The 20,135-nt window shown below is 71.4% G+C and carries 19 protein-coding genes; 5 read left to right on the forward strand and 14 right to left on the reverse strand.

Annotated features, from left to right (window positions below; genetic code table 11):
• Window positions 1-40: 40 nt before the first annotated feature.
• The 3 genes from DEJ13_RS13070 to DEJ13_RS13080 form a co-directional block, all read right to left on the reverse strand.
• On the reverse strand, window positions 41-532 hold the full coding sequence (locus DEJ13_RS13070; RefSeq protein WP_111105689.1) for a GNAT family N-acetyltransferase: 492 nt from the start codon (window positions 530-532) through the stop codon (window positions 41-43).
• 4 nt (window positions 533-536) lie between these two features.
• The gene (locus tag DEJ13_RS13075) at window positions 537-1,952 is read right to left on the reverse strand and encodes an LLM class flavin-dependent oxidoreductase (RefSeq protein ID WP_258373975.1); all 1,416 of its coding nucleotides are present in this window, start codon (window positions 1,950-1,952) and stop codon (window positions 537-539) included.
• Between the two features lie 67 nt (window positions 1,953-2,019).
• On the reverse strand, window positions 2,020-2,637 hold the full coding sequence (locus DEJ13_RS13080; protein WP_146245147.1) for a hypothetical protein: 618 nt from the start codon (window positions 2,635-2,637) through the stop codon (window positions 2,020-2,022).
• Between the two features lie 59 nt (window positions 2,638-2,696).
• On the opposite strand from DEJ13_RS13080, the gene DEJ13_RS13085 reads away from it, so the two are divergent.
• Window positions 2,697-3,590 (forward strand): PHP domain-containing protein, encoded by an 894-nt coding sequence (locus DEJ13_RS13085; RefSeq protein WP_258373976.1) that lies wholly within the window; start codon window positions 2,697-2,699, stop codon window positions 3,588-3,590.
• 94 nt (window positions 3,591-3,684) lie between these two features.
• On the opposite strand, the gene DEJ13_RS13090 is transcribed toward DEJ13_RS13085, so the two are convergent.
• Both DEJ13_RS13090 and DEJ13_RS13095 read right to left on the reverse strand, forming a co-directional pair.
• Entirely contained in the window at window positions 3,685-4,317 is a 633-nt protein-coding gene (locus tag DEJ13_RS13090; RefSeq protein WP_349815039.1) for a class I SAM-dependent DNA methyltransferase, read from the reverse strand.
• 10 nt (window positions 4,318-4,327) lie between these two features.
• Complete coding sequence (locus DEJ13_RS13095; protein WP_111105692.1) at window positions 4,328-5,017, reverse strand: ribonuclease FAU-1 family protein; 690 nt, start codon at window positions 5,015-5,017, stop codon at window positions 4,328-4,330.
• Window positions 5,018-5,091: 74 nt separating this feature from the next.
• Between DEJ13_RS13095 and glgX the strand changes: the two genes are divergently transcribed.
• A complete protein-coding gene (glgX, locus tag DEJ13_RS13100; protein ID WP_111105693.1) occupies window positions 5,092-7,110 on the forward strand; it encodes a glycogen debranching protein GlgX in 2,019 nt (672 codons plus the stop codon).
• Window positions 7,111-7,203: 93 nt separating this feature from the next.
• Entirely contained in the window at window positions 7,204-8,208 is a 1,005-nt protein-coding gene (locus DEJ13_RS13105) for a YdcF family protein (protein ID WP_258373977.1), read from the forward strand.
• On the opposite strand, the gene DEJ13_RS13110 is transcribed toward DEJ13_RS13105, so the two are convergent.
• Complete coding sequence (locus DEJ13_RS13110; RefSeq protein ID WP_111105694.1) at window positions 8,192-8,989, reverse strand: alpha/beta fold hydrolase; 798 nt, start codon at window positions 8,987-8,989, stop codon at window positions 8,192-8,194. The genes DEJ13_RS13105 and DEJ13_RS13110 overlap by 17 nt on opposite strands.
• A gap of 50 nt (window positions 8,990-9,039) precedes the next feature.
• Here DEJ13_RS13110 and DEJ13_RS13115 point away from each other — a divergent pair, with 50 nt between their 5' ends.
• Entirely contained in the window at window positions 9,040-9,453 is a 414-nt protein-coding gene (locus DEJ13_RS13115) for a MarR family winged helix-turn-helix transcriptional regulator (protein WP_111105695.1), read from the forward strand.
• Between the two features lie 70 nt (window positions 9,454-9,523).
• Here the strand turns inward: DEJ13_RS13115 and sufU are convergent, their stop codons facing one another.
• From sufU to DEJ13_RS13135, 4 genes are all read right to left on the reverse strand, one after another.
• The gene (sufU, locus tag DEJ13_RS13120) at window positions 9,524-9,973 is read right to left on the reverse strand and encodes a Fe-S cluster assembly sulfur transfer protein SufU (RefSeq protein ID WP_111105696.1); all 450 of its coding nucleotides are present in this window, start codon (window positions 9,971-9,973) and stop codon (window positions 9,524-9,526) included.
• On the reverse strand, window positions 9,970-11,322 hold the full coding sequence (locus DEJ13_RS13125; protein ID WP_111105697.1) for a SufS family cysteine desulfurase: 1,353 nt from the start codon (window positions 11,320-11,322) through the stop codon (window positions 9,970-9,972). The genes sufU and DEJ13_RS13125 overlap by 4 nt, the downstream gene beginning before the upstream one ends.
• Before the next feature lie 105 nt (window positions 11,323-11,427).
• Entirely contained in the window at window positions 11,428-11,640 is a 213-nt protein-coding gene (locus tag DEJ13_RS13130) for an antitoxin (protein WP_111105698.1), read from the reverse strand.
• A 163-nt stretch (window positions 11,641-11,803) separates the two neighbouring features.
• Entirely contained in the window at window positions 11,804-13,087 is a 1,284-nt protein-coding gene (locus tag DEJ13_RS13135; protein WP_111105699.1) for a chloride channel protein, read from the reverse strand.
• 56 nt (window positions 13,088-13,143) lie between these two features.
• Between DEJ13_RS13135 and DEJ13_RS13140 the strand changes: the two genes are divergently transcribed.
• Window positions 13,144-14,313, forward strand: coding sequence for an ROK family protein (locus DEJ13_RS13140; protein ID WP_111105700.1), 1,170 nt, complete (start codon window positions 13,144-13,146; stop codon window positions 14,311-14,313).
• 135 nt (window positions 14,314-14,448) lie between these two features.
• Here the strand turns inward: DEJ13_RS13140 and DEJ13_RS13145 are convergent, their stop codons facing one another.
• From DEJ13_RS13145 to DEJ13_RS13160, 4 genes are all read right to left on the reverse strand, one after another.
• Complete coding sequence (locus DEJ13_RS13145) at window positions 14,449-15,822, reverse strand: ABC transporter substrate-binding protein (RefSeq protein WP_111105701.1); 1,374 nt, start codon at window positions 15,820-15,822, stop codon at window positions 14,449-14,451.
• 12 nt (window positions 15,823-15,834) lie between these two features.
• Window positions 15,835-16,785, reverse strand: a complete 951-nt coding sequence (locus DEJ13_RS13150; protein WP_111105702.1) for a carbohydrate ABC transporter permease — start codon at window positions 16,783-16,785, stop codon at window positions 15,835-15,837.
• Window positions 16,786-16,837: 52 nt separating this feature from the next.
• Window positions 16,838-17,806: a carbohydrate ABC transporter permease gene (locus DEJ13_RS13155; protein ID WP_111105703.1), complete on the reverse strand. Its 969-nt coding sequence runs from the start codon at window positions 17,804-17,806 to the stop codon at window positions 16,838-16,840.
• Between the two features lie 158 nt (window positions 17,807-17,964).
• Entirely contained in the window at window positions 17,965-20,133 is a 2,169-nt protein-coding gene (locus DEJ13_RS13160) for an alpha-galactosidase (RefSeq protein ID WP_111105704.1), read from the reverse strand.
• Window positions 20,134-20,135 lie beyond the last annotated feature (2 nt).

Raw genomic sequence — 20,135 nt, forward strand, 5'->3', positions numbered from 1 at the left:
CAGGAGGCCCGGTGCCAGCTGGCACCGAGCCTCCCGTCCGTCAGCGGGTGACGTAGGTGCGGGTCGGCGTACCGGTCAGTGCATGCGGGAAGTCGACACCGGCGGATCGGAAGCCGGCAGCCTCGTACAGGCGGACCGCACGGGCGTTGTCGGCGAGCGCGTGCAGCGCGATCGCCGGGTGACCAGCCGCCCTGGCGGCGGTGACCCCCTCGACGAGCAGGCGCCGGCCGACTCCGTGGGCCTGGACGTCCGGCCGCACCGCGAGCAGCGACAGGTAGGCCGCGTCCTCCGGGTCCGTCGGGCGACCGGTGCCCGGCTCGGAGACGAGCACGAAGCCGTCGAGCCGGTTTGCGCCCCCGGCCGCGACCAGCAGCGCCACCCGGGGGGCGGTGAACTTCTGCTCGGCCCGCGCACGGGTCGCAGGGTGCTCCGGCACCCCGTCGCGGGCGGCGACGGCGGCGCACCACAGGTCGATGCAGCGAGGCTCATCGTCTGGGGTCGCGGGGCGCACGACCACGGACGACTCGATCACCCGGTCAGCCTACGACCGCGTCGCTGCCGATCCGGTAGGCAGCACCGCGGTGCTCGGCGGGCAAGCGGTCGCCGCGACCGTGCAGCTTGTGGCGCAGCGAGCCCTCGGTGTACCCGGTGGGGTAGGCGTCGCGGGCGCGGAGCTCGGGGATGACGAACTCGATGACGTCCTCCCAGGTGCCCGGGGTCACCGCGTAGGCCAGGTTGAACCCGTCGACGTCGGTCTGCTCCTGGATGTCGAGCAGCTGCTGGGCGATGGTCGCTCCCCCGCCGACGGCCACCGGACCGAGCCCGCCGATCGCGGTGTGCCGGGCGAGGTCGCGGATCGTCCACGCGCTGCCGTCCTCGCCGGTCGCCGCCGAGATGTTCGCAGCTGCGGACTGGATCGCGTTGGACTCGACGTCCCCGAGCGGCTCGTCGAGGTCCCACTGCGACAGGTCGACGCCCATCCAGCCGGAGTTGAGCACGAGCGCGCCGAGCTCGGACGCGTACGACAGGTAGTCCTCGTACTTCGCCTGCGCCAGCTCGTCGGTGGCGTCGGTGATGACGGTCAGCAGCGTGTAGATCCGGGCGGCGTACCGGTCGCGCCCCGCGGCCTCGAGTGCGTCGCGGATCTTCGTCACGGTCGCGGCGAGCTGCGGCAGCGTCGGCGCCCCGACGAAGATCGCCTCGGCGTTCTCCGCGGCGAACGCGATGCCCCGCGGCGAGGCACCGGCCTGGTAGATCACCGGGGTGCGTTGGACCGACGGCTCGGAGAGGTGGATGCCCGGCACGTCGAAGTGCGCGCCGTGGTGCTCGATCGGGTGCACCTTGGCGGGGTCGGTGAAGACACCGGCTTCGCGGTCCTCGACCACGGCGTCGTCCTCCCACGACCCTTCCCACAGCTTGTAGAGCACCTCGAGGTACTCGTCAGCGACGTCGTACCGGTCGTCGTGGCTGAGCTGGTCGGTCTGGCCCATGTTGCGCGCGGCGCTCGGCAGGTACCCCGTGACGACGTTCCAACCGACTCGGCCCTTGGTGAGGTGGTCGAGCGTCGAGACCCGGCGGGCGAACGGGTAGGGGTGCTCGTAGGCCGTCCCCGCCGTGATGCCGAAGCCCAGGTGCTCCGTGACCGACGCCATCGCCGACACGAGCAGGATCGGGTCGTTGACCGGGACCTGCGACCCGGTCCGCAGTGCCGCCTCGTTCGAGTCGCCGTAGACGTCGTACGTGCCGAGGACGTCGGCGATGAAGATGCCGTCGAACGCACCGCGCTCGAGCGTCTTCGCCAGGTCCGTCCAGTACGACAGGTCGCGGTAGTTCCGCGAACGGTCGCGCGGATGGCGCCACAACCCGGAGGACTGGTGCGCCACGCAGTTCATGTCGAACGCGTTGAAGCGGATCTGCCTGGTCGGGTTCGAGGGGTTCGTCGGCTCCGTCACGATCGCGACGCTACGGCGGGTCGGCGTGCGGGTCACGCAAGGTGACGAAGGATGACGCTGCCGGCGGTCAGGGCTGCCGTCGGCCCGACGGTCGCAGGAACAGGCCGGCGGCGATCAGCAGGAGCGCCGTACCGGTGACCGCGGTCAGCCCGTGCGTCTCCACGTGCGGGACGCCGAGCACCTGCAGCACGTTGGACGTCAGCGCGATCACGGCGATCGCGCTGAGCCCGATCAGGGTGGTGGCGGCGAGCCGATGCCGCGCACGTGCGAGCAGGAGCAGCACGACGGCGAGCGCCACGGCGATCCCGCCGACGACGCCGACAGCGGCCGCGATCGCCACGGTGGACGGCAGCGGCTGCCCGGCCTGCAGGAGCACGGTCTTCACGATCGACGACGCGGCGGCGACCATGAGCAACGGCATGGCGCAGCGGACACCGCGCAGGGGTCGCTCGTCCGCTCCCCCGGTCGCGAGCACGCACAGCCCCACCAGCGTCGCCATCCCGCTGATGATGGAAGCGGCCGAGTGCACCGGCGACGCGGTGGCGACGACCGACACGACGAGGGTGGAAAGACCGGCGACGCCGAAGACCACCGACGGCAGTCGCCGGGCAGCGCGATCCCGGAACCCCGGCGGCACGCCCTCGGTGGCCACGTCGAGGCCGTCTCCGTCGCGATCGTCCAGCACCGCGCCATCGTGACACGACCGGCGCGGCTCGCCACCGACGAGACCTGAGGATCCCGCCGATGCGCGTGAACCGGACGGCCCACCGTGGCAGTGTCGGCACCATGACGCTGCCCGCCGACGCACACGTGCACAGCCAGTTCTCCTGGGACGCCGGGTCCGACCCCGGGTCCGTCGACCTGATGCGCCGGACGTGTGCCCGAGCAGTCCGGATCGGGCTGCCCGCCCTGGTGTTCACCGAGCACCTCGACCTCGAGGACGCCTGGTGTGTCGACGACGGCGACCTGGGGGACCACGCGTCGAAGTACATCGGCAGTGACGGCATGGTCCGGCTGCCCCCGTTCGACCTGGACGGGTACCTGGACCAGATCGACCGATGCCGCCAGTCCTTCCCGGAACTGCGCATCTTCACCGGACTCGAGTTCGGACAGCCGCACCTCTGGGAGTCCGCGGCCTCGGCGGTGCTCGCCAGCGGGGCGATCGACCGCGTGAACGGGTCCCTGCACATGCTGCCGCGGTCCGACGGGCTCCGTGCCGAGCCCGTCACCCTGTACCGGCAGCAGCCTGCTGCCGAGGTGATGCGGTCCTACCTGGACGAGGTCCCCCGGATGGTGGCCGGGTCCTCCGCCTTCGCGGTGTTCACCCACATCGACTACGCCGTCCGCAGCTGGCCGTCCGACACCGAGGGGCCGTTCGACCCGCGAGCGTTCGAGGACGGCTTCCGCTCGGCGATGCGGGCGATCGCCGGGTCAGGGCGAGCGCTCGAGATGAACACGCGGCGGCTGTGGTCGTGGATCCCGGAGTGGTGGGCGCAGGAGGGCGGCCGCGCGGTGACGTTCGGCAGCGACGCGCACGCGCCCGGGTCGCTCGCGCACGCGTTCCCCGAGGCCGTCGCGATGCTCGAACACTTCGGCTTCCGCCCGGGTCGGCGCCCCGAGGACCCCTGGACGCGCTGACCGCCGGAAGACCTGACCTGCGCAGCCGCGGTGACATCGTCTGACCGGCGGACTGATCCCCCGCCCCACCTCCTGGGGAACCTGTCAGCGACTGTCACGTTCCCCAGGGCGCCGTGGGTTCCTTCCCCAGTCGGGCGAGCAGCGCGCCATGCGGTCGTGGACGGGCCCCCACGACCGTCCTGGTGTGTGCCTCGAGCACCGTGAACCCCGCGGCGTGCAGCACCTCGGACAGCGCTTCGGGCGGCCAGCGGTACGCCGTCGTGACCGCGTGGTCGAAGGGCTCGACGACCGCCCCCGTGAAGAACCCGACGAGCAGGCCACCGCCGGGTTCGAGGACCCGCGCGAACTCGGCGAACACCGCGGGGAGCGCCGCAGGCTCGTGGTGGATCAGCGAGTACCAGGCGAGCACGCCGGCGAACGCGTCGTCGGCTGCCCGGAGGTCGGCCACGTCGTCGACGTCGAAGCGGACGCCCGGCCAGGAACGGCGTGCGCGCTCGACGAACGCCGGTACAGCGTCGACGCCGACGGCCGCGACGCCGTGCTCGACCAGGTGCGCGGTCCAGTGACCGGGTCCGCACCCGGCGTCGAGCACGCGGCCGGTCATCGCAGACGCCCACGACGTCACCAGGTCCTGGTCGGCGGGGTGGACGTGCGCCATGGTGCCGAGCTGCTCCGCGTACTCGGCTGCTCGGCCCGTGTACCGCGCGACGACCTCGTTCCGCACCACGGGCCTCCCGTCAGCCGTCGTGGCGGTCGAGACGGTCCCACCCGGTGGGCAGGTCCACCGGGGCCCACATCGGGTCGGGCACCCAGGCTGACCAGTCCGCGTCGAAGGGGAACGCACGGGCCGTGGCGGACGCGACGGCCCGTGCGCCGACGCCTTCGATGACCGACCGCATCGCGGCGGGCCAGAGGCCGAGGCCGGCGTAGAACGCGAGTTCGTCCTCGTCCTTGTAGCGCACCGACCACGTGCCGTCCTCGTCGACCCGGGCGACGACGTCGAGCGTCCAGTCCTGGCTGTCGAAGCCGGTCGCGGTCCTGGCCCACGGCAACTCGAGGTTGACGTACCAGTCGGGCTCCCAGTCGACGCCGTCGTGCCACCGCCACACCGACCACGGCGTGCCCTTCCGGTGCACGCGGACGACGGGTGCGCCGAACCACCCGTCCTCGACGTACGAGCCGTCCCAGTCGTCAGGGACCACGAGCCGTCCGTTCGGGCCGCTTCCCGCCCCCGCGCGACGACGGACGGCGGAACCCGCCGGTGTCGCCACCACGGCCAGGTCCTCGTCGTCCACGAGCACGCGTCCGGCGACGGCGAAGCCGACGGCCTCGCCGTGCGCTCCGTACGTGTTCACGCTCCGCATCGCGACGAGGTCACCCTCGGCGAACGGCTCGGTCCTGGTGTCGGTCGGCACGGCCATGTCCATCCCCCGATGCTGCCACGGCTCCGGGGTACGCAGGGCGCTGTCGAGCACAGCACGCGGTCGGTACAACTGGGAGCATGACCTCTTCCTCGCGCACGCCGCTCGGCGTCACGCTCGTCGACGGCGGCGCCAACGTCGCTCTCTTCTCCACCACCGCCGACCGTGTCGAGTTCTGCCGCTTCGACGACGACGGGACCGAGCACCGCACGGAGCTCACCCACCGCACCGGCTACACGTTCCACGACATCGTCCCCGAGGTCACGGTCGGCACCCGGTACGGCTTCCGCGTGCACGGCCCCTGGGACCCGGCGAACGGCCTGCGCCACAACGCCGCCAAGCTGCTGCTCGACCCGTACGCCACCGCGATCGACGGCACCTACGAATGGGGCCAGGCGCTGTTCGGGCACGACATGGAGCACCCGGACCAGATCGACGAGACCGACTCGGCGAGCGCGATGCCGAAGTCCGTGGTCGCCGACCGCACCTTCGACTGGGAGGGTGACGCCCGCCCGGACACCTCCCTCGCCGACACCGTCGTGTACGAGGTGCACGTCAAGGGCTTCACCAAGCAGCACCCCGACGTGCCCGAGGAGATCCGCGGCACCTACGCCGGTCTCGGGCACCCCGCCGCGATCCAGCACCTGGTCGACCTGGGCGTCACGGCCGTCGAGCTGCTGCCCACGCACCAGTTCGTGCAGGACTCGACGCTCGCCGACAAGGGCCTACGCAACTACTGGGGCTACAACTCCATCGGGTTCTTCGCCCCGCACGACGAGTACGCGTCGTCGGGCACGGCCGGCCAGCAGGTCGCCGAGTTCAAGGCGATGGTCAAGGCCCTGCACGCAGCGGGGCTCGAGGTCATCATGGACGTCGTCTACAACCACACCGCCGAGGGCAACCACATGGGCCCGACGCTGTCCTTCAAGGGCATCGACAACCCCTCCTACTACCGTCTGGTCGAGGACGACGGCTCGAGCTACTTCGACACCACCGGCACCGGCAACTCCCTCAACGTCGCACACCCCGCGGCACTCGGGCTGATCGCCGACTCGCTGCGCTACTGGGTCGAGGAGATGCACGTCGACGGCTTCCGCTTCGACCTCGCCACCACGCTGACCCGCCAGGACAACGAGGCGAGCCGCCGCTCCGCCTTCCTCGACATCATCCACCAGGACCCGGTGCTCCGGACGGTCAAGATGATCGCCGAGCCGTGGGACACCGCCGGCTACCAGGTCGGCGGCTTCCCGGCCGAGTGGGCGGAGTGGAACGGCAAGTACCGCGACGACATGCGCTCGTTCTGGCGCGGCGACGAGGGCACGCTCGGCGACGCCGTCCAGCGCGTCCTCGGCAGCCCCGACGTCTACGAGGGATCGCGCCGCGCACCGGTGTGCTCCGTCGACTTCATCACCGCGCACGACGGCTTCACGCTGGCCGACCTGACGATGTACGCCGAGAAGCACAACGATGCCAACGGCGAGGACAACAACGACGGCGAGAGCAACAACACGTCGTTCAACGGCGGCATCGAGGGCCCGACCGACGACGGCGCGGTCAACGACTACCGCGACCGTCAGCGCCGCAACTTCCTCGGCACCCTGATGCTCTCCGCCGGTGTGCCGATGATGCTCGGCGGCGACGAGATCGCCCGGTCGCAGGGCGGCAACAACAACGCCTACTGCCAGGACGACGAGATCTCGTGGTTCGACTGGGACGCCGCAGACCAGGACCTGCTGGCCTTCACCCGCTCGGCGATCGCGTTCCGCAAGGAGCACGTCGCACTGCGCCCCGAGTGGTACCGCACCGCTCCCGGTGACTCCGAGTCCACCGTGTCGGTGCTCCGCGCCGACAACGCGGGCTTCGAGGACGGCGACTGGGCCGACACCGGCAACCGCGCCGTGATGCTCGTGCTCGAGCAGGGCGACGACACGGTCGCGGTGCTGATGAACGCCTCGGACACGACTGTGGAGTTCACGCTGCCGGAGAAGCCGGGTGGCGGCTCGTGGTCGCTCGGGCTCTCCAGCGACACCGAGCAGCACGTCGAGGACGGTGCCACCACGGTGCTGGTCCGCGACGCGTCCTTCACCGCGCTCGTCTGACGCGGTCGCGTCTGAGGGACGGGAGGCCCGGTGCCAGCTGGCACCGGGCCTCCCGTCCGTCCTCCCCCACCACTCCCCCGTAGGGTTCGTCTCGTGGTCCTCCTCGCGCTCGCCATCATCTGTGCCCTCGTCTACGTGGTGCTGCGGCGTCGCGACCGCCGGATGCTCCGCAACGGGGTGCTGCTGCTCGCGACGCTCTTCTTCGCCGTGCTCGGGGTGACCGAGCTGGCGATGGTCCGGTTCCCGGCGATCGAGGTCGTGGTCGTCGGCGCGATCCTGCTCTTCCCCGTGGGGATCGTCGTGCTGGCGGGCTTCCTCATCGCGAACGGCGTCCGGATGTTCCGGCGCGAGGGCCGCAGTCTGGGGAACATGCTCTCGCTCATCGTCGGCGTCGTGCTCGTCGTCGTGACGGTCGTCCTGGTGCTCCTGCTGCGTTCGGGCTCCACCGTCGGCGAGGCCGCGCTGCTGCTCCTGCTAGCCGTCGCCGGGTACGTCGGCATCGTCTTCCTGGTCTTCCTGCTGTACGCGGTCGTCTACGGCCGCGTGGCCAAGCCGCGCGAGGCCGACGTCGTGGTCGTCCTCGGCTCGGGGCTACGGCACGGCGAGGTGACGCCCCTGCTGCGGTCGCGACTGGACAAGGGGCTCGAGGTCTGGCGGCACTCGACGGCGCAGGGACGTGCCGCCGTGATGATCCCCTCCGGCGGCCAGGGCTCGGACGAACCACGGCCGGAGGGCACCGCGATGGCGGAGTACCTCGTGGCGCAGGGCGTGCCCGAGTCGGCCGTGCTGCCGGAGACCCGGTCGCGGAACACCGACGAGAACCTGCGCTTCTCGCGCGAGGTGCAGCAGGCGGCCGGTGTCACCGGGACCGTCGTGGTGGCGACGAGCAACTACCACGTGATGCGCGCTGCGATGCTGGCGCGCAGCCTCGGCAGCCCCGCCGAGGTGGTCGGTGCCCGGACGGCGCGGTACTACGTGCCGAGTGCGTTCCTGCGGGAGTTCGTCGCCGTCGTCGCGGCGCACCGGATCGCGCACGCTGTCGCCCTCGCGGTGGTCGTCGCCGTCTGGGCCTGGATCGCCGTCATCGCCCTGACCTGACCACGGCACCCGTCGCCAGGAACGGGTCGATCGCGGCCCACGTCGCTGACGGTGCCTCGAGGTGCGGCAGGTGCCCGGCCTTCGGGACCTCGGCGAACACCGCACCGGGGACGGCCGCGGCGAGGGCACGGCCGTACGCCGGCGTGACGATGCGGTCGCTCGCACCCCAGACCACGAGCGTCGGCACGGAGATCGAGCCGAGGCGCCCGAGCAGTGCCGCGTCGCTCATGCCGGCGCCCGCGACGGCTGCCATGGTCGCGCCGTTCGACCGCTGCACGGCGCGCTGCTCGTCCGTCATCGCGGCGGGGTCCCGGTACCCGCGCTCCGGGTCGTGCCACGCCGCCTCGGCCAGCCCGCGGGCGTCGAGCGCGAAGAAGTCCGCGATCGGCTCCCCCGCGACGACGACCCCCACGCTGTCGATCAGGAAGACCGCGCCGAGCACGCCCGACATCCGGTCGTCCGCTGCTGCCTGGACGGCCATCTCCAGCGCGATCCACCCGCCGATCGACGACCCGACCAGCACGACGTCGTGGTCGCCGTCCCGCACGAGCGCGTCGAGGTACACGGAGGCGAGGTCCGCCACCGACGCGATGGTGTCAGGCCGCGGTGTGCCGTCCCACCCCGGGTGCGTCGGTGCCACGGCGTGCATGGTGCTGCCGAGGTGCTCGACGATCGGCGCGACGGTCGCGGGGCCACCACCGCCGTGCAGCACCAGCGCGGTGCGGGCTGCGGGGTCGCCGGATCGGAGGGCGGGACGGTCGTCGAGGAGTGTGTTCGTCACGGGGTTCCTTTGTAAGCATGTTTATGTACGAGTGTTGATACGGTAGCACCATGACCATCGATCTGGAATCCCTCGGCCAGGCCGTCAAACGCGCGCAGTACCGGAACCACCGCACGATGGACGCTGCGTTGCAGGACGTCGGCGTGACCCTGGTGCAGTGGGACGCGCTCCGGGCGGTCGACCGCATGCCGGGCGCGTCCGGCCACGACCTGGCGGTGGCGACGTTCCAGAGCGACCAGGCGTTCGGCACCCTGGCGAAGCGGCTGACGGACCGCGGGCTCATCGTGCGGGCCGCCGGTCAGGGCCGACGCATCGAGCACACGCTCACGCCCGCCGGCCGGACGGCGCTGACCGAGGGGCATCGGGTGGCCGCAGCGGTGCTCGAGGACCTGTTCGCCCCGCTCGACGAACCCCGGCGAGCCGTCCTGGCCGAGACCCTGCGATTGCTCGTCACCGACGGGTGACACCGCTGGTCAGACGGACGGGAGGCCCGTGGCGGCGTCGCCACGGGCCTCCCGTCCGTCCGGGGTCGCGTCAGCGAGCCGTGGTCGCCTCGCGCACCGCGGCCTCGGCCGCGACCCAGGCGAGCATCCCGCACTTGACGCGCATGACGAACTTCGAGACGCCGTGGAAGGCGACCAGGTCCTCGAGCACGTCCTCGTCCGGCTCGCCGGCACCGCGCGAGCGCATCATCGACCGGAACTCCTCGACCAGCGCGAGCAGTTCGGGGACGGTCCGCCCGACGGCCATGTCGGTGAGCACCGACGCCGAGGCCATCGAGATCGAGCACCCGTCGCCCTGCCAGGCGACCGCGGCGATCCGGTCGGTCCCCGGTTCGAGCCGCACGCTGACCGTGATCTCGTCGCCGCAGGTCGGGTTGCGCTCGAAGTGCGACGCGTCGGCGTCCGGGAGCACGGCGTCACCGTGCCGGGCCTTCGCGTGGTCGAGGATCACCTGCTGGTACAGGGAGTCGAGGGCGCTCACGCGTCGGCCCCGTCCGCACGGAAGTACCCGCGGACCTCGCTGACGGCGCGGACGAAGCGGTCGACGTCCTCGTCGGTCGTGTACACGTAGGTGCTCGCCCGGCTGGTCGCGGTCAGGCCCAGGCGACGGTGCAGCGGCTGCGCGCAGTGGTGGCCGGAGCGAACGGCGATGCCCTGCGCATCGAGGTACTGCGACACGTCGTGCGCGTGCACCCCGTCGACGTCGAACGACACGAGGCCGGAGCGCGCCACCCCCGCGGCCGGTCCGACCACGGTGATGCCGGGCACTGCGGCCAGGCCGGTGAGCATCCGCTGGGCCAGGTGCTCCTCGTGCGCGCGGACGCGGTCCATGCCGATGGCCTGCAGGTAGCGGACCGCCTCGGCGAGCGCGACCGCCTGGGAGACGGGCTGGGTGCCGGCCTCGAAGCGCTCGGGGGTGGGCATGAACTCGGTGTGCTCCATCGTGACCGTGGTGATCATCGACCCACCCGTGCGGAACGGCGGCAGCGCGTCGAGGAGCTCCTGGCGTCCCCACAGCACGCCGATGCCGTTCGGGCCGAGCATCTTGTGGCCCGAGAAGGCCGCGAAGTCCACGCCGAGCTCCTGCACGTCGAGGGGTCGGTGCGGCGCGGACTGGCAGGCGTCGAGGACGACGAGCGCCCCGTGTGCGTGGGCCGCTGTGACGAGCTCGGCGACCGGGGCGACCATGCCCGTGACGTTGGAGACGTGCGCGAACGCGACGACCTTCGTGCGGTCCGTGATCAGCGCGAGCGCGTCGGCCGCGGTCCAGCAGCCGGTGTCGTCGACGGGGACCCAGCGGAGCGTGGCGCCGGTGGCGAGGGCGAGTTCCTGCCAGGGGACGAGGTTCGCGTGGTGCTCGGCCTCGGTGACCAGGACCTCGTCACCGGGTTCCAGCCGGAAGCGCTCGGCGGCGGGTCCACCGCGCCCGCGGCTGGCGTTGGCGATGCCGTACGCGACGAGGTTGAGCGCGTCGGTGGCGTTCGCGGTCCAGACGACCTCGGACGGGGACGCCGCGTTGACGAACCCGGCGACGGTGGCGCGGGCGTCCTCGTACGCGTCGGTGCTGCGCGCGGCCAGGGTGTGGGCACCGCGGTGCACGGCGGCGTTGTCGTGCTCGAGGAAGCGTCGCTCGGCATCGAGGACCTGGCGGGGGCGCTCGGCCGTCGCACCCGAGTCCAGGTAGACCAGCGGGACGCCGTCCACCTGCTGGTCGAGGATCGGGAAGTCCGCCTTGATCCGCCGGACCTCGGCGTCGGTGAGCGGATGGGCTGGGGCGACGATCGTCACGGGGCTGGTTCCTCCTGCTGTCGTCGGGGTCGACCGCTCCATCGTCCCCGTTGTCCCGGCTTGAGTCCAGCCGGACAGCGCACGGCCCCGGCGTCGCGGTGACGTCGGGGCTGTGGGCCGTGGGCCGTAGGCCTGGGGCTGTCGGTGCTACTGGTTGCCGATGTGCTTGTCGGCCGAGTCGCGGGCGTTGTCGATCTTGTCGTCGAACTTGCCGCCCGTGGCCTTCTTCACGGCGTCAGCGACGCCGTCGAGCACCTTGTCGCTGATGTCCTCGGCCTTCTCGCCCTTGAGCGCGTCCTGGACCTTGCCGTCCTTCAGGAACTCCTGCGCCTTCTTCGTGATGTCGTCGAACCCCGCCATGTCCGTGCCTCTCGTTCCGACGCGGGACCCGCTGCCCCGGCGTGTGCAGCCGATGGTAGGCCCGTCGCGCCGATTCCGTGACGATCGCTCGGTGGCGGGGTCGTGAGCATGCAGGCGGCCGAGCGGACGGACGTGCGAGTGCGGGCGTGCGAGGGCGTGCTCGTCAGGCCATCTGGGCACTGCGGCGACGCGCGAGCACGAACCCGACGGCGACCGACCCCGTGATCGCCAGCAGCGCCGGGATGAGGATGTCGGTCCCCTGCTCGGTGAACTCCACGACGAGCACGAGCGCGGTGAACGGCGCCCGCATCGTGGTCGCGAGGAACGCGGCCGCCCCGATGAACGCGAACGACGCCAGGCTCGACCCGTCCGCCGGCCACAGCAGCAGCCACGCGCCGCCGAGGAACCCGCCGAAGGCCGAGCCGATGGCGATCGACGGCGTCAGGGTGCCGCCGACCGCGCCGGCGCCGATCGTGGCCGATGTCGTGATCGTGCGGATCAGCCCGAGCACGAGCAGGAACAGGATCGGCGCCATGCCGGTCATCGGGTCGCCGTCGAGGTCGGTGTTCATCGCCAGGACGCCGAGCGCGCGACCGTTGCCGAGGATCTCCGGGAACGGCACCGCGATGAGCCCGACCATCGCGAACACCACGGGCAGGACCACGAGCAGTCGCCACCCCTTCGGCGCGAGCCCCTGCAGCCGGTTCGTCAGCTTCACGAACCCGACCCCCGCGAAGCCGAGCACCGGGCCGACGACCGCGGCCCAGACGAGCAGCGACGGCGACATGTGCATCGCGGGCACGTGGTAGAGCACTTCGTCCGGGATCGCCAGGCGCGCGACGACGGCGGCGATGGCACTCGTGGCGAAGGCGGGCAGCGCGGTCGCCAGCGTGAGCTCCCCGAGCAGCACCTCGACCGCGAACAGCGCACCGCCGAGTGGCACGTCGTAGACCGCGGCCAGACCGGCCGCGGCGCCGCACGCGACCAGGATCTTCGTCTCGCGCTCGGTCAGTCCGGCGCGGCGCGTGACGACCTGCGCCAACCACGCGCCGACCTCGCGCGGCGCGACCTCTTTGCCGATGGAGGCGCCGAGCCCGACCGCCAGGATCTGCACGCCGGCGTTGGCCAGGGTCACCAGCGCGGGCATCCGTGTGCCGCCCACCGCCGCGGTGACCGCCACGGTCGGACGACCCCAGCGTCGCAGTGCCCACCAGGCGAACCCGGTCAGCACGCCGGCAGCGGCGAGTGCCAGGAAGCGGTTCAGGCCGGACGGGGCGTCGGCGGCTTCGTGGTGTCCGCCGAACGGGAACCCGAAGGCGACGAACTGGATGAGCTGCAGTGCGAGCCACACCGAGACGCCGGCGACGCCACCCGCGATGCCGACCAGGGCGGTGACGACGGCCAGCTTGACGGCCCAGATCGGTGTCGCGTGTGCAGCGTGCGGCATGTCAGGAACCCTATCGGCAGCACGGCACGGGCCCGGTCGCGCCCTAGGCTGACGACGTGCCCGACATCCCCGAAGCTGGACGCCCGCGCGCCTGGGACCCCTTGGTCGGCAGCGCGCAGTCGGTCGTCCTCGAGGTGCTCCGCGCCGGGCCCCGCCCCCGTACCGAGCTCGCCGCCCGCCTCGGGCTGTCCGGACCGAGCCTGTCGCGCATCACGAAGCCCCTGCTCGGGTCTGGGATCCTGGTCGAACGGCAGGGCGTGCAGGGCACCGGGACCGGTCGGCCGTCGATCCCGCTCGACATCGACGCCGACGCGCACCACTTCGTCGGGGTGAAGCTCACTGGCGACGGACTGTTCGCGGTGTCGACCGACCGGCGCGGCCGGGTCCTCACCGAGCGCGAGGACCCCCTGCCGGACCCGACCGTCCCGGCCGTCGTCGCCCGCGTCGCGGCGGTCGTCGCCGGGCTCGTCGAAGACGACGACCGGATCCGCGGGTGCTGCGTTGCCGTGGGCGGTGCCACCGAGGGGCGCAGCGTCATCCGCCGCGCGCCGTTCCTGGGCTGGCAGGACGTCCCGCTCGCCGCCCTGCTCACCGACGCGACCGGGCTCCCCGTGAGCGTGGAGAACGACGTCCGGGCGCTGACCCACGCCGAGCACTGGTTCGGCGAGGGTCGCGACCGTCGCTCGTTCGCCCTGCTCACCATCGGCGCCGGGATCGGACTGGGTCTCGTCGTCGGGGACTCGGTCGTCGACGGCGCGCACTCGACCGCGGGCAGCATCGGCCACCAGCGGCTCGGTGGCTCGGTCGGCGCGTCCGACGTGGAGTGCGAGTTCGGGCACCGCGGATGCGCCCGGGCAGTCCTGAGCGCCCGGGCGATCGCGCTCACCGGCAGCCGTGCCCTCGGTCGGACGGTCACCGCCGCAGCACTGCTCGACGCCGCGCGGGACGGCGACCCGGCTGCTCGCGACGTCGTCGACACCGCCGCCGAGGCGCTCGGCCTGCTCGTCGCAGACGTCGTCAACGTGGTGGACCCCGAGGTGGTCCTGCTCTCCGGCGAGCTCGTCGCGGTCGCCGAAGTCGGCCGCGCGGCGCTCGACCGCTCCGTCGATGCGGCACGCCACTGGTCGACCCCCACCCCGACCCTGGTCGCGCAGCCGTTCCGGTTCAACGAGTGGGCCCGTGGCGCAGCCGCGGTCGCCATCCAGATGCACGCCCTGGGCGCCTGACGCCGCGCACCGTGCGCGGTTGCGTCGGCGCAGCCCGCCTCCGGTGCGAGGTTGACCGCGCCGTGCGACCTTGTTGCCTCGCACCACCCGGTCAACGCCGCACCACCCCGCAACCGCGCACCGTGCGTACCCCGCCTAGGTGAGCCGCAGCAGCGTGTTCACCTGCTCGTTGACGGCGGTGAGCGTCGAGATCGGCTTGCCGTTCGCGTAGATGTCGTCGAAGGCGGGCTGGACCAGCGCCTGCACGTCGGCCGGGTTCCGCGTGACCGGGAACAGGAACGTGGTGTCGTCCTCGACCTGCTCCGTGAACGCGGACACGTCGAACCCGCGCTTGCGGAACGCGGCGACCGCCGCTTCCGTGCCCGAGCGACGTGCCGGGAACACGATCCCCGCCCGTCCGACGATCTCCTGTGCGGCCGCACTGCCCAGGTAGGCGACCCACTTCGCCGCGGCCTCGGGGTGCTTCGCCTGCTTCGTGATGGAGTCACCCAGGCCGTTGAACATCGACGCACGGTGCCCGACCGGTCCGGACGGCGTCGGCGCGATTCCCACCGTGATGCCCGGCAGGTTGGCGTACGTGCCGATCATCCACGAGCCGTTGAACGACAGCGCGACCTTCTTCGCGCCGAGCTGCACGTCCGGCCCGGTCGTCGTCGAGAACACGCCGTACTTCGGCATGTAGCCCTTCTCGGCGAGCCCGAAGTACCACGAGATCGTCTTCTGGAACCCGGCGTCGTCGTAGCGGAACCGGTTCCCCCACGGGTTGCTGTTCGTGTAGTACCAGTCCGTGGACCCGGTGAACGGCGACCACTGCGTCTGCCCGAACCCGTCGCCACCGCTGCCGTTCGCGCTCATCCCGTAGACCGCGACGTCGGACTTGTCGAACCCGGACTCGTCACCGCGACGCCCCTTGGAGTCGATCGTCAGGTGGGCGACGGCCTGCTCGAACGTCCCGCCGTCGTCGGGGTTCCAGGAGAGTCCCGCCAGGTCCTCCGCGGAGTAGCCGGCCTTCGCGATGACCTTCTCGTCGTAGAACATCGCGATCGTGTCCCAGTCCTTCGGCGACCCGTAGCGGTGTCCGTCCTTGCCCTTCCAGAGCTGCGCGAGCCCGGACTGGTAGTCGTCGTCGCGGATGGACGACGTCGCATCGAGCTCGTCGAGCTTGTACAGCACGTCGAGGTCGGCGAACTGCGGGAACTTCGACAGGTGGTCGGTGAACACGTCCGGCGCGGTCCCGGCGATGAACCCGGCGGTGAGCTTCGTCCAGTAGTCGGCCCATCCGAGCTGGGTGATCTTGATCCGGATGTCCGGGTTCTCCTGCTCGAAGGCCTTCGCGACGGCCTGGTAGGCGGGGAGCTGGTTGGCGTCCCAGAGCCAGTACGACACGGTGCCGGTCGCGCCGCTGTTCGGGTTCGTGGTCCCGGGCGACGAGCACGCGGCGAGTGCACCGAGGGCCAGGGCAGAGGCACCGCCGGCGAACAGCGAGCGGCGGGTGATGGAGTTCGTCATGAGGAGGGTTCCCTACTTGATGCCGGAGAAGCCGATGGAGTTGACGATCCGCTTGGCGAAGACGCCGAACAGCACGATCATCGGGAGCGCTGCCACCAGGGTGGCTGCCATGAGTCCTGCCCAGTCGGTCCCCGACTGCGGGGACTGCGACTTGAAGACGCCGAGCGCGACGGTCAGCACGCGCGAGCTGTCGGTGTACGACACCATGAGCGGCCAGAAGTAGTCGTTCCACGCGGTGATGTAGGTCAGGACGGCGAGCGTCGCGATCGGCGCGGACGCCATCGGCAGGATCAGCCGGAAGAACACCCGCACCTTGCCGGCGCCGTCGATCAGCGCGGCTTCCTCGACCTCCTTCGAGATGCCGAGGAAGAACTGCCGCAGGAAGAAGACCGCGAACGGCGTCATGAGCATCGAGGGCAGCGAGATCCCGAGCAGCGTGTCGACCAGCCCGAGCGACTTGATGAGCGTGAAGTTCGGCAGCAGCGTGAAGATCGTCGGGACCATGAGCCCCGCCAGGAACACGCCGAAGACCTTGTCGCGTCCCGGCCAGCGCAGCCGGGCGAAGGCGTAGGCCGCGGCGGCGGAGAGGAAGACCTGGCCGACGGTGATCATCGTCGCCGTGAGCACCGAGTTGAGCAGGTACTGCCAGAAGTTGATGGCCGCGCCGGAGCCACCCTGGGCGAGCGCCTCCTTGGTGGACTGCAGGCCGAACACCCGCTCGAACCCGCCCAGGCTGAAGCCGGTGGGCAGCAGCGACGTCGGGTCGGCGGAGATCGCACCGTTCGACGACAGGGCCGTCCGGAGGATCCAGTAGAACGGGAACAGGGTCACGACGATCACGGCGATCATCGCGATCCAGGCCACGACGCGTCCGACGGACGGCTTCGGGCGGGGGGCTCTGGCACCACGGGTGGTGACGGCGCGGGTGGTGGGTTCGACCACCGGGGGCAGGGTGCTGGTCATCGTCGACTCGCTTCCGGTCAGTGCTGCGTCAGGGGGGCGGCGGGCGGCCGCGTCAGTCCAGGTCGCTCTCGCCGGAGCGCGAGAGTCGGTACTGGATGACGGTGATGATGCTGAGGACGACGAGCAGTGCCACCGAGACGGCGGACGCGTACCCGAACTGGAACCGTCCGAAGGCCAGGTTGTAGATGTAGTTCTGCACGACGTTCGTGGCGTTCGCCGGACCGCCCTGCGTGGTGATGGCGACGGTGTCGAACACCTGGAACGACCCGATGACCGTGATGATGAGCACGAGCGACAGGATCGGGCGGAGCAGCGGCACCGTGATGCCCCAGAACATCTTCCACTCGCTGGCACCGTCGATGCGGCCGGCCTCGTACACCTGCTCCGGCAACGCCTGCAGCCCCGCGAAGATCAGCAGCGCTGTGTAGCCGACGTTCCGCCACACGTTGATGAACGCGATCGTGGGGATGCCCCAGACGTCGCTCTGCAGGAAGGGGATGCGCCCGACGCCGATCGCGTTGAGGACCTCGTTGCCGATGCCGAGCTGCGTGTCGAGGATCCAGAGCCAGATGAGCGCCGCGACGACGTTCGACACCAGGTACGGCGCGAGGACGATGCCCCGGACGAAGGTCGACTTGGTCAGGCGGTGCATCATCACCGCGATGAACAGCGCGAGCACCGTCTGGAAGCCGATGTTCAGCAGCACGTACTCGACCGTCACCGCCATCGAGTGCCAGAAGATCGAGTCCTGCAGCAGTCGCTGGTAGTTCTGCAGGCCGGTGAACACGGGCGGGGTGAGCAGGTTGTACGTCGTGAAGCTGAGGTAGATGCCGCGCAGGGTCGGCCAGAGCAGGAACGCGGCGAACCCGATCGAGGCCGGGGCGATGAAGACCAGCGCCAGCCAGAGGTCGTTGCGACGTCGGCGCTTCGGGCTCGCGGCCCTGGCCGTGGTCCCGGCGACGGTCCGGCTGCGCCGGGCACTCGTCGTCAGGGGTGACGACACGGGTGTTTCGGTGGCCATCGTGACTCCTTCGTCAACGCGGTTTCCGTCGGGCGTCAGCGCCGGACGGCTTTAGTGTCGCCGCAAAACAAACCGCTTGTCAAGACATCCCGGCCATCAGATGACGGGAGGCCCGTGGCGGCGTCGCCACGGGCCTCCCGTCATGTCGACGGTCGCGTCTACACGGCGGTCAGCCGGAAGAGGACCACGCGCTCTGCGGACGTGGCCGGGGCCTCGAGCCCCACGGTCGTCAGGACACGTCCGGTGAAGACGCGCTCGCCCGACCACCACTGCGGCGCGCGGACGCCGTCCGCGCCCGTGCCGATCAGGACCGGGTCGACGCGGTACCGCGTGTCGGGGTCGAGGTCGCGGAACGACACACGGCCGCGGACGCTCACCTCGGGGCTGCCGAGCGACGCGAGGAAGAACATCGCCTCGCGTCGGTCCGGGGCGACCACGCCGTAGACGTTCAGCGTCTCGTCGACCTGGTCGACCCGCACCAGGTCGCCGCCGTGCAGCAGCGGGCGGGTCTCCTTGTAGAGCGCGATCCACTCGGCCAGGTCGCGTTCCTCGGCCGCGGAGGCCTTCGACAGGTCCCACTCGATGCCGAGGTGCCCGAAGAGCGCCGTCCCCGCACGGAACGACAGGTCGTGCCAGCGACCCGTGGTGTGGTTCACGCCGCTGGCGATGTGCGAACCGAGCAGTTCGGCGGGCAGCAGCTGCATCGTCCAGCGGTTCATCTGCTGGCGCTCGAGCGGGTCGATGCAGTCGGACACCCACACGCGGTCGGTGTGCTCGATGACGCCGAGGTCGACGCGGCCGCCGCCCGACGAGCAGGACTCGATCTCGAACCCCGGGAAGCGGTCCTTGAGTGCCGCCATCAGCCGGTAGGCCGCCAGGGTCTGCTCGTGCACAGCCGCACCACCCCCGCGGTGGCCCGCCTCGACCAGGTCGCGGTTGTGGTCCCACTTGACGTAGTCGATCCGGTACTCGTCGATGATCGCCGTCATCCGGTCGAGGACGTGCTCGTACGCCTCGGGGATCGCCAGGTTCAGCACCTGCTGGTGCCGCGAGCGGATCGGCAGCCGCCCGTCGGCCTGCATGACCCAGTCGGGGTGGGCGCGGGCCAGGTCGCTGTCCTCGTTCACCATCTCCGGTTCGAACCACAGGCCGAACTGCATGCCGGCGGCACGGACGTGGTCCACGAGCGGGGCGAGGCCGTCCGGCCAGACGCCCTCGTCGACGAACCAGTCCCCCAGCCCGGCGAAGTCGTTGCGACGGTGACGGAACCACCCGTCGTCCAGGACGAAGCGCTCGACCCCGAGGCGTGCGGACCGGTCGGCGAGGTCCTTCAGGCGAGCCAGGTCGTGGTCGAAGTAGACGGCCTCCCAGACGTTGATCGTCATCGGGCGGTCGCTCGTCGGGTGCTGCGGCCGGCTGCGCAGGTGGGTGTGGAAGCGGCGGGCCTGGGCGTCGAGGCCGTCGGCGTACGCGCCGTAGACCCAGGGCCCCTGGTAGGTCTCCCCGGTGCCGAGCCGGACCTCGCCCGGCAGCAGCAGCTCGCCGCCGCCGACGACCTGCTTGCCGTTGAACAGCCGCTCCGCGAAGTGCCGGTGGTTGCCGCTCCACGCGGTGTGGACGCCCCAGACCTCGCCGTGGGCGAAGCCGAACCCGGGCACGCCCACGCTCAGGACCGTGGCGGCGTCGGCGCCCGTGCGGCCCTTGCGCCCCTCGCGTTCGTGGATGCCGACGACGAGGTCGCTGCGCTGCGGGGTGCGCTCCTTGCCCCAGCGGCCGGCGAAGTCCAGGACCTCGCGGGCGCGGGTCGGGGTCGGCAGCGCGACCGTGACGTCGTCGACCGTGTAGGAGCCCGGGCCGGTGTTCGTGACGGCGGCGCGCGTGCGCACCAGGCCGGAGGGCAGCAGCTCGATCGTCAGGCGGACGGCGAGCTGCGCGGTGGGGTCCGCGGCCTCGACGACGACCGCGGCCGGTCCGGCGTCGACACGGCGCCCGTCCTCGTGCGCCTCGCCGACCACGTCGATGCTCGTCGTCGTGAACCGTGGCGACCAGTCGTTGCCGTCGCGGTGGCCGCTGATCCCCGGCTTGCCGGACCAGCCCGCGTGGGGCTCGGGCAGGACCGCCAGGCGGATCGGCTCGTCGACCGCGTTCGACACGACGGGCTCGAGTCCGGAGACGACCAGTGCCGCCATGTCTTCGGTGGAGAGCCGCCCGAGCGCGGCGCCCCAGTGCACGACGGCCGGCAGCCGCCCCTCGGTGCAGTCGAGGACGAGGGACACCCCCGCCGCGGTCAGGTGGACGAGGGCGTCGGGATGGGTCTGCTGCGTCATCG

The organism is Curtobacterium sp. MCLR17_007 (genome assembly GCF_003234655.2).
In the GTDB taxonomy this organism is placed as follows: Bacteria; Actinomycetota; Actinomycetes; order Actinomycetales; family Microbacteriaceae; genus Curtobacterium.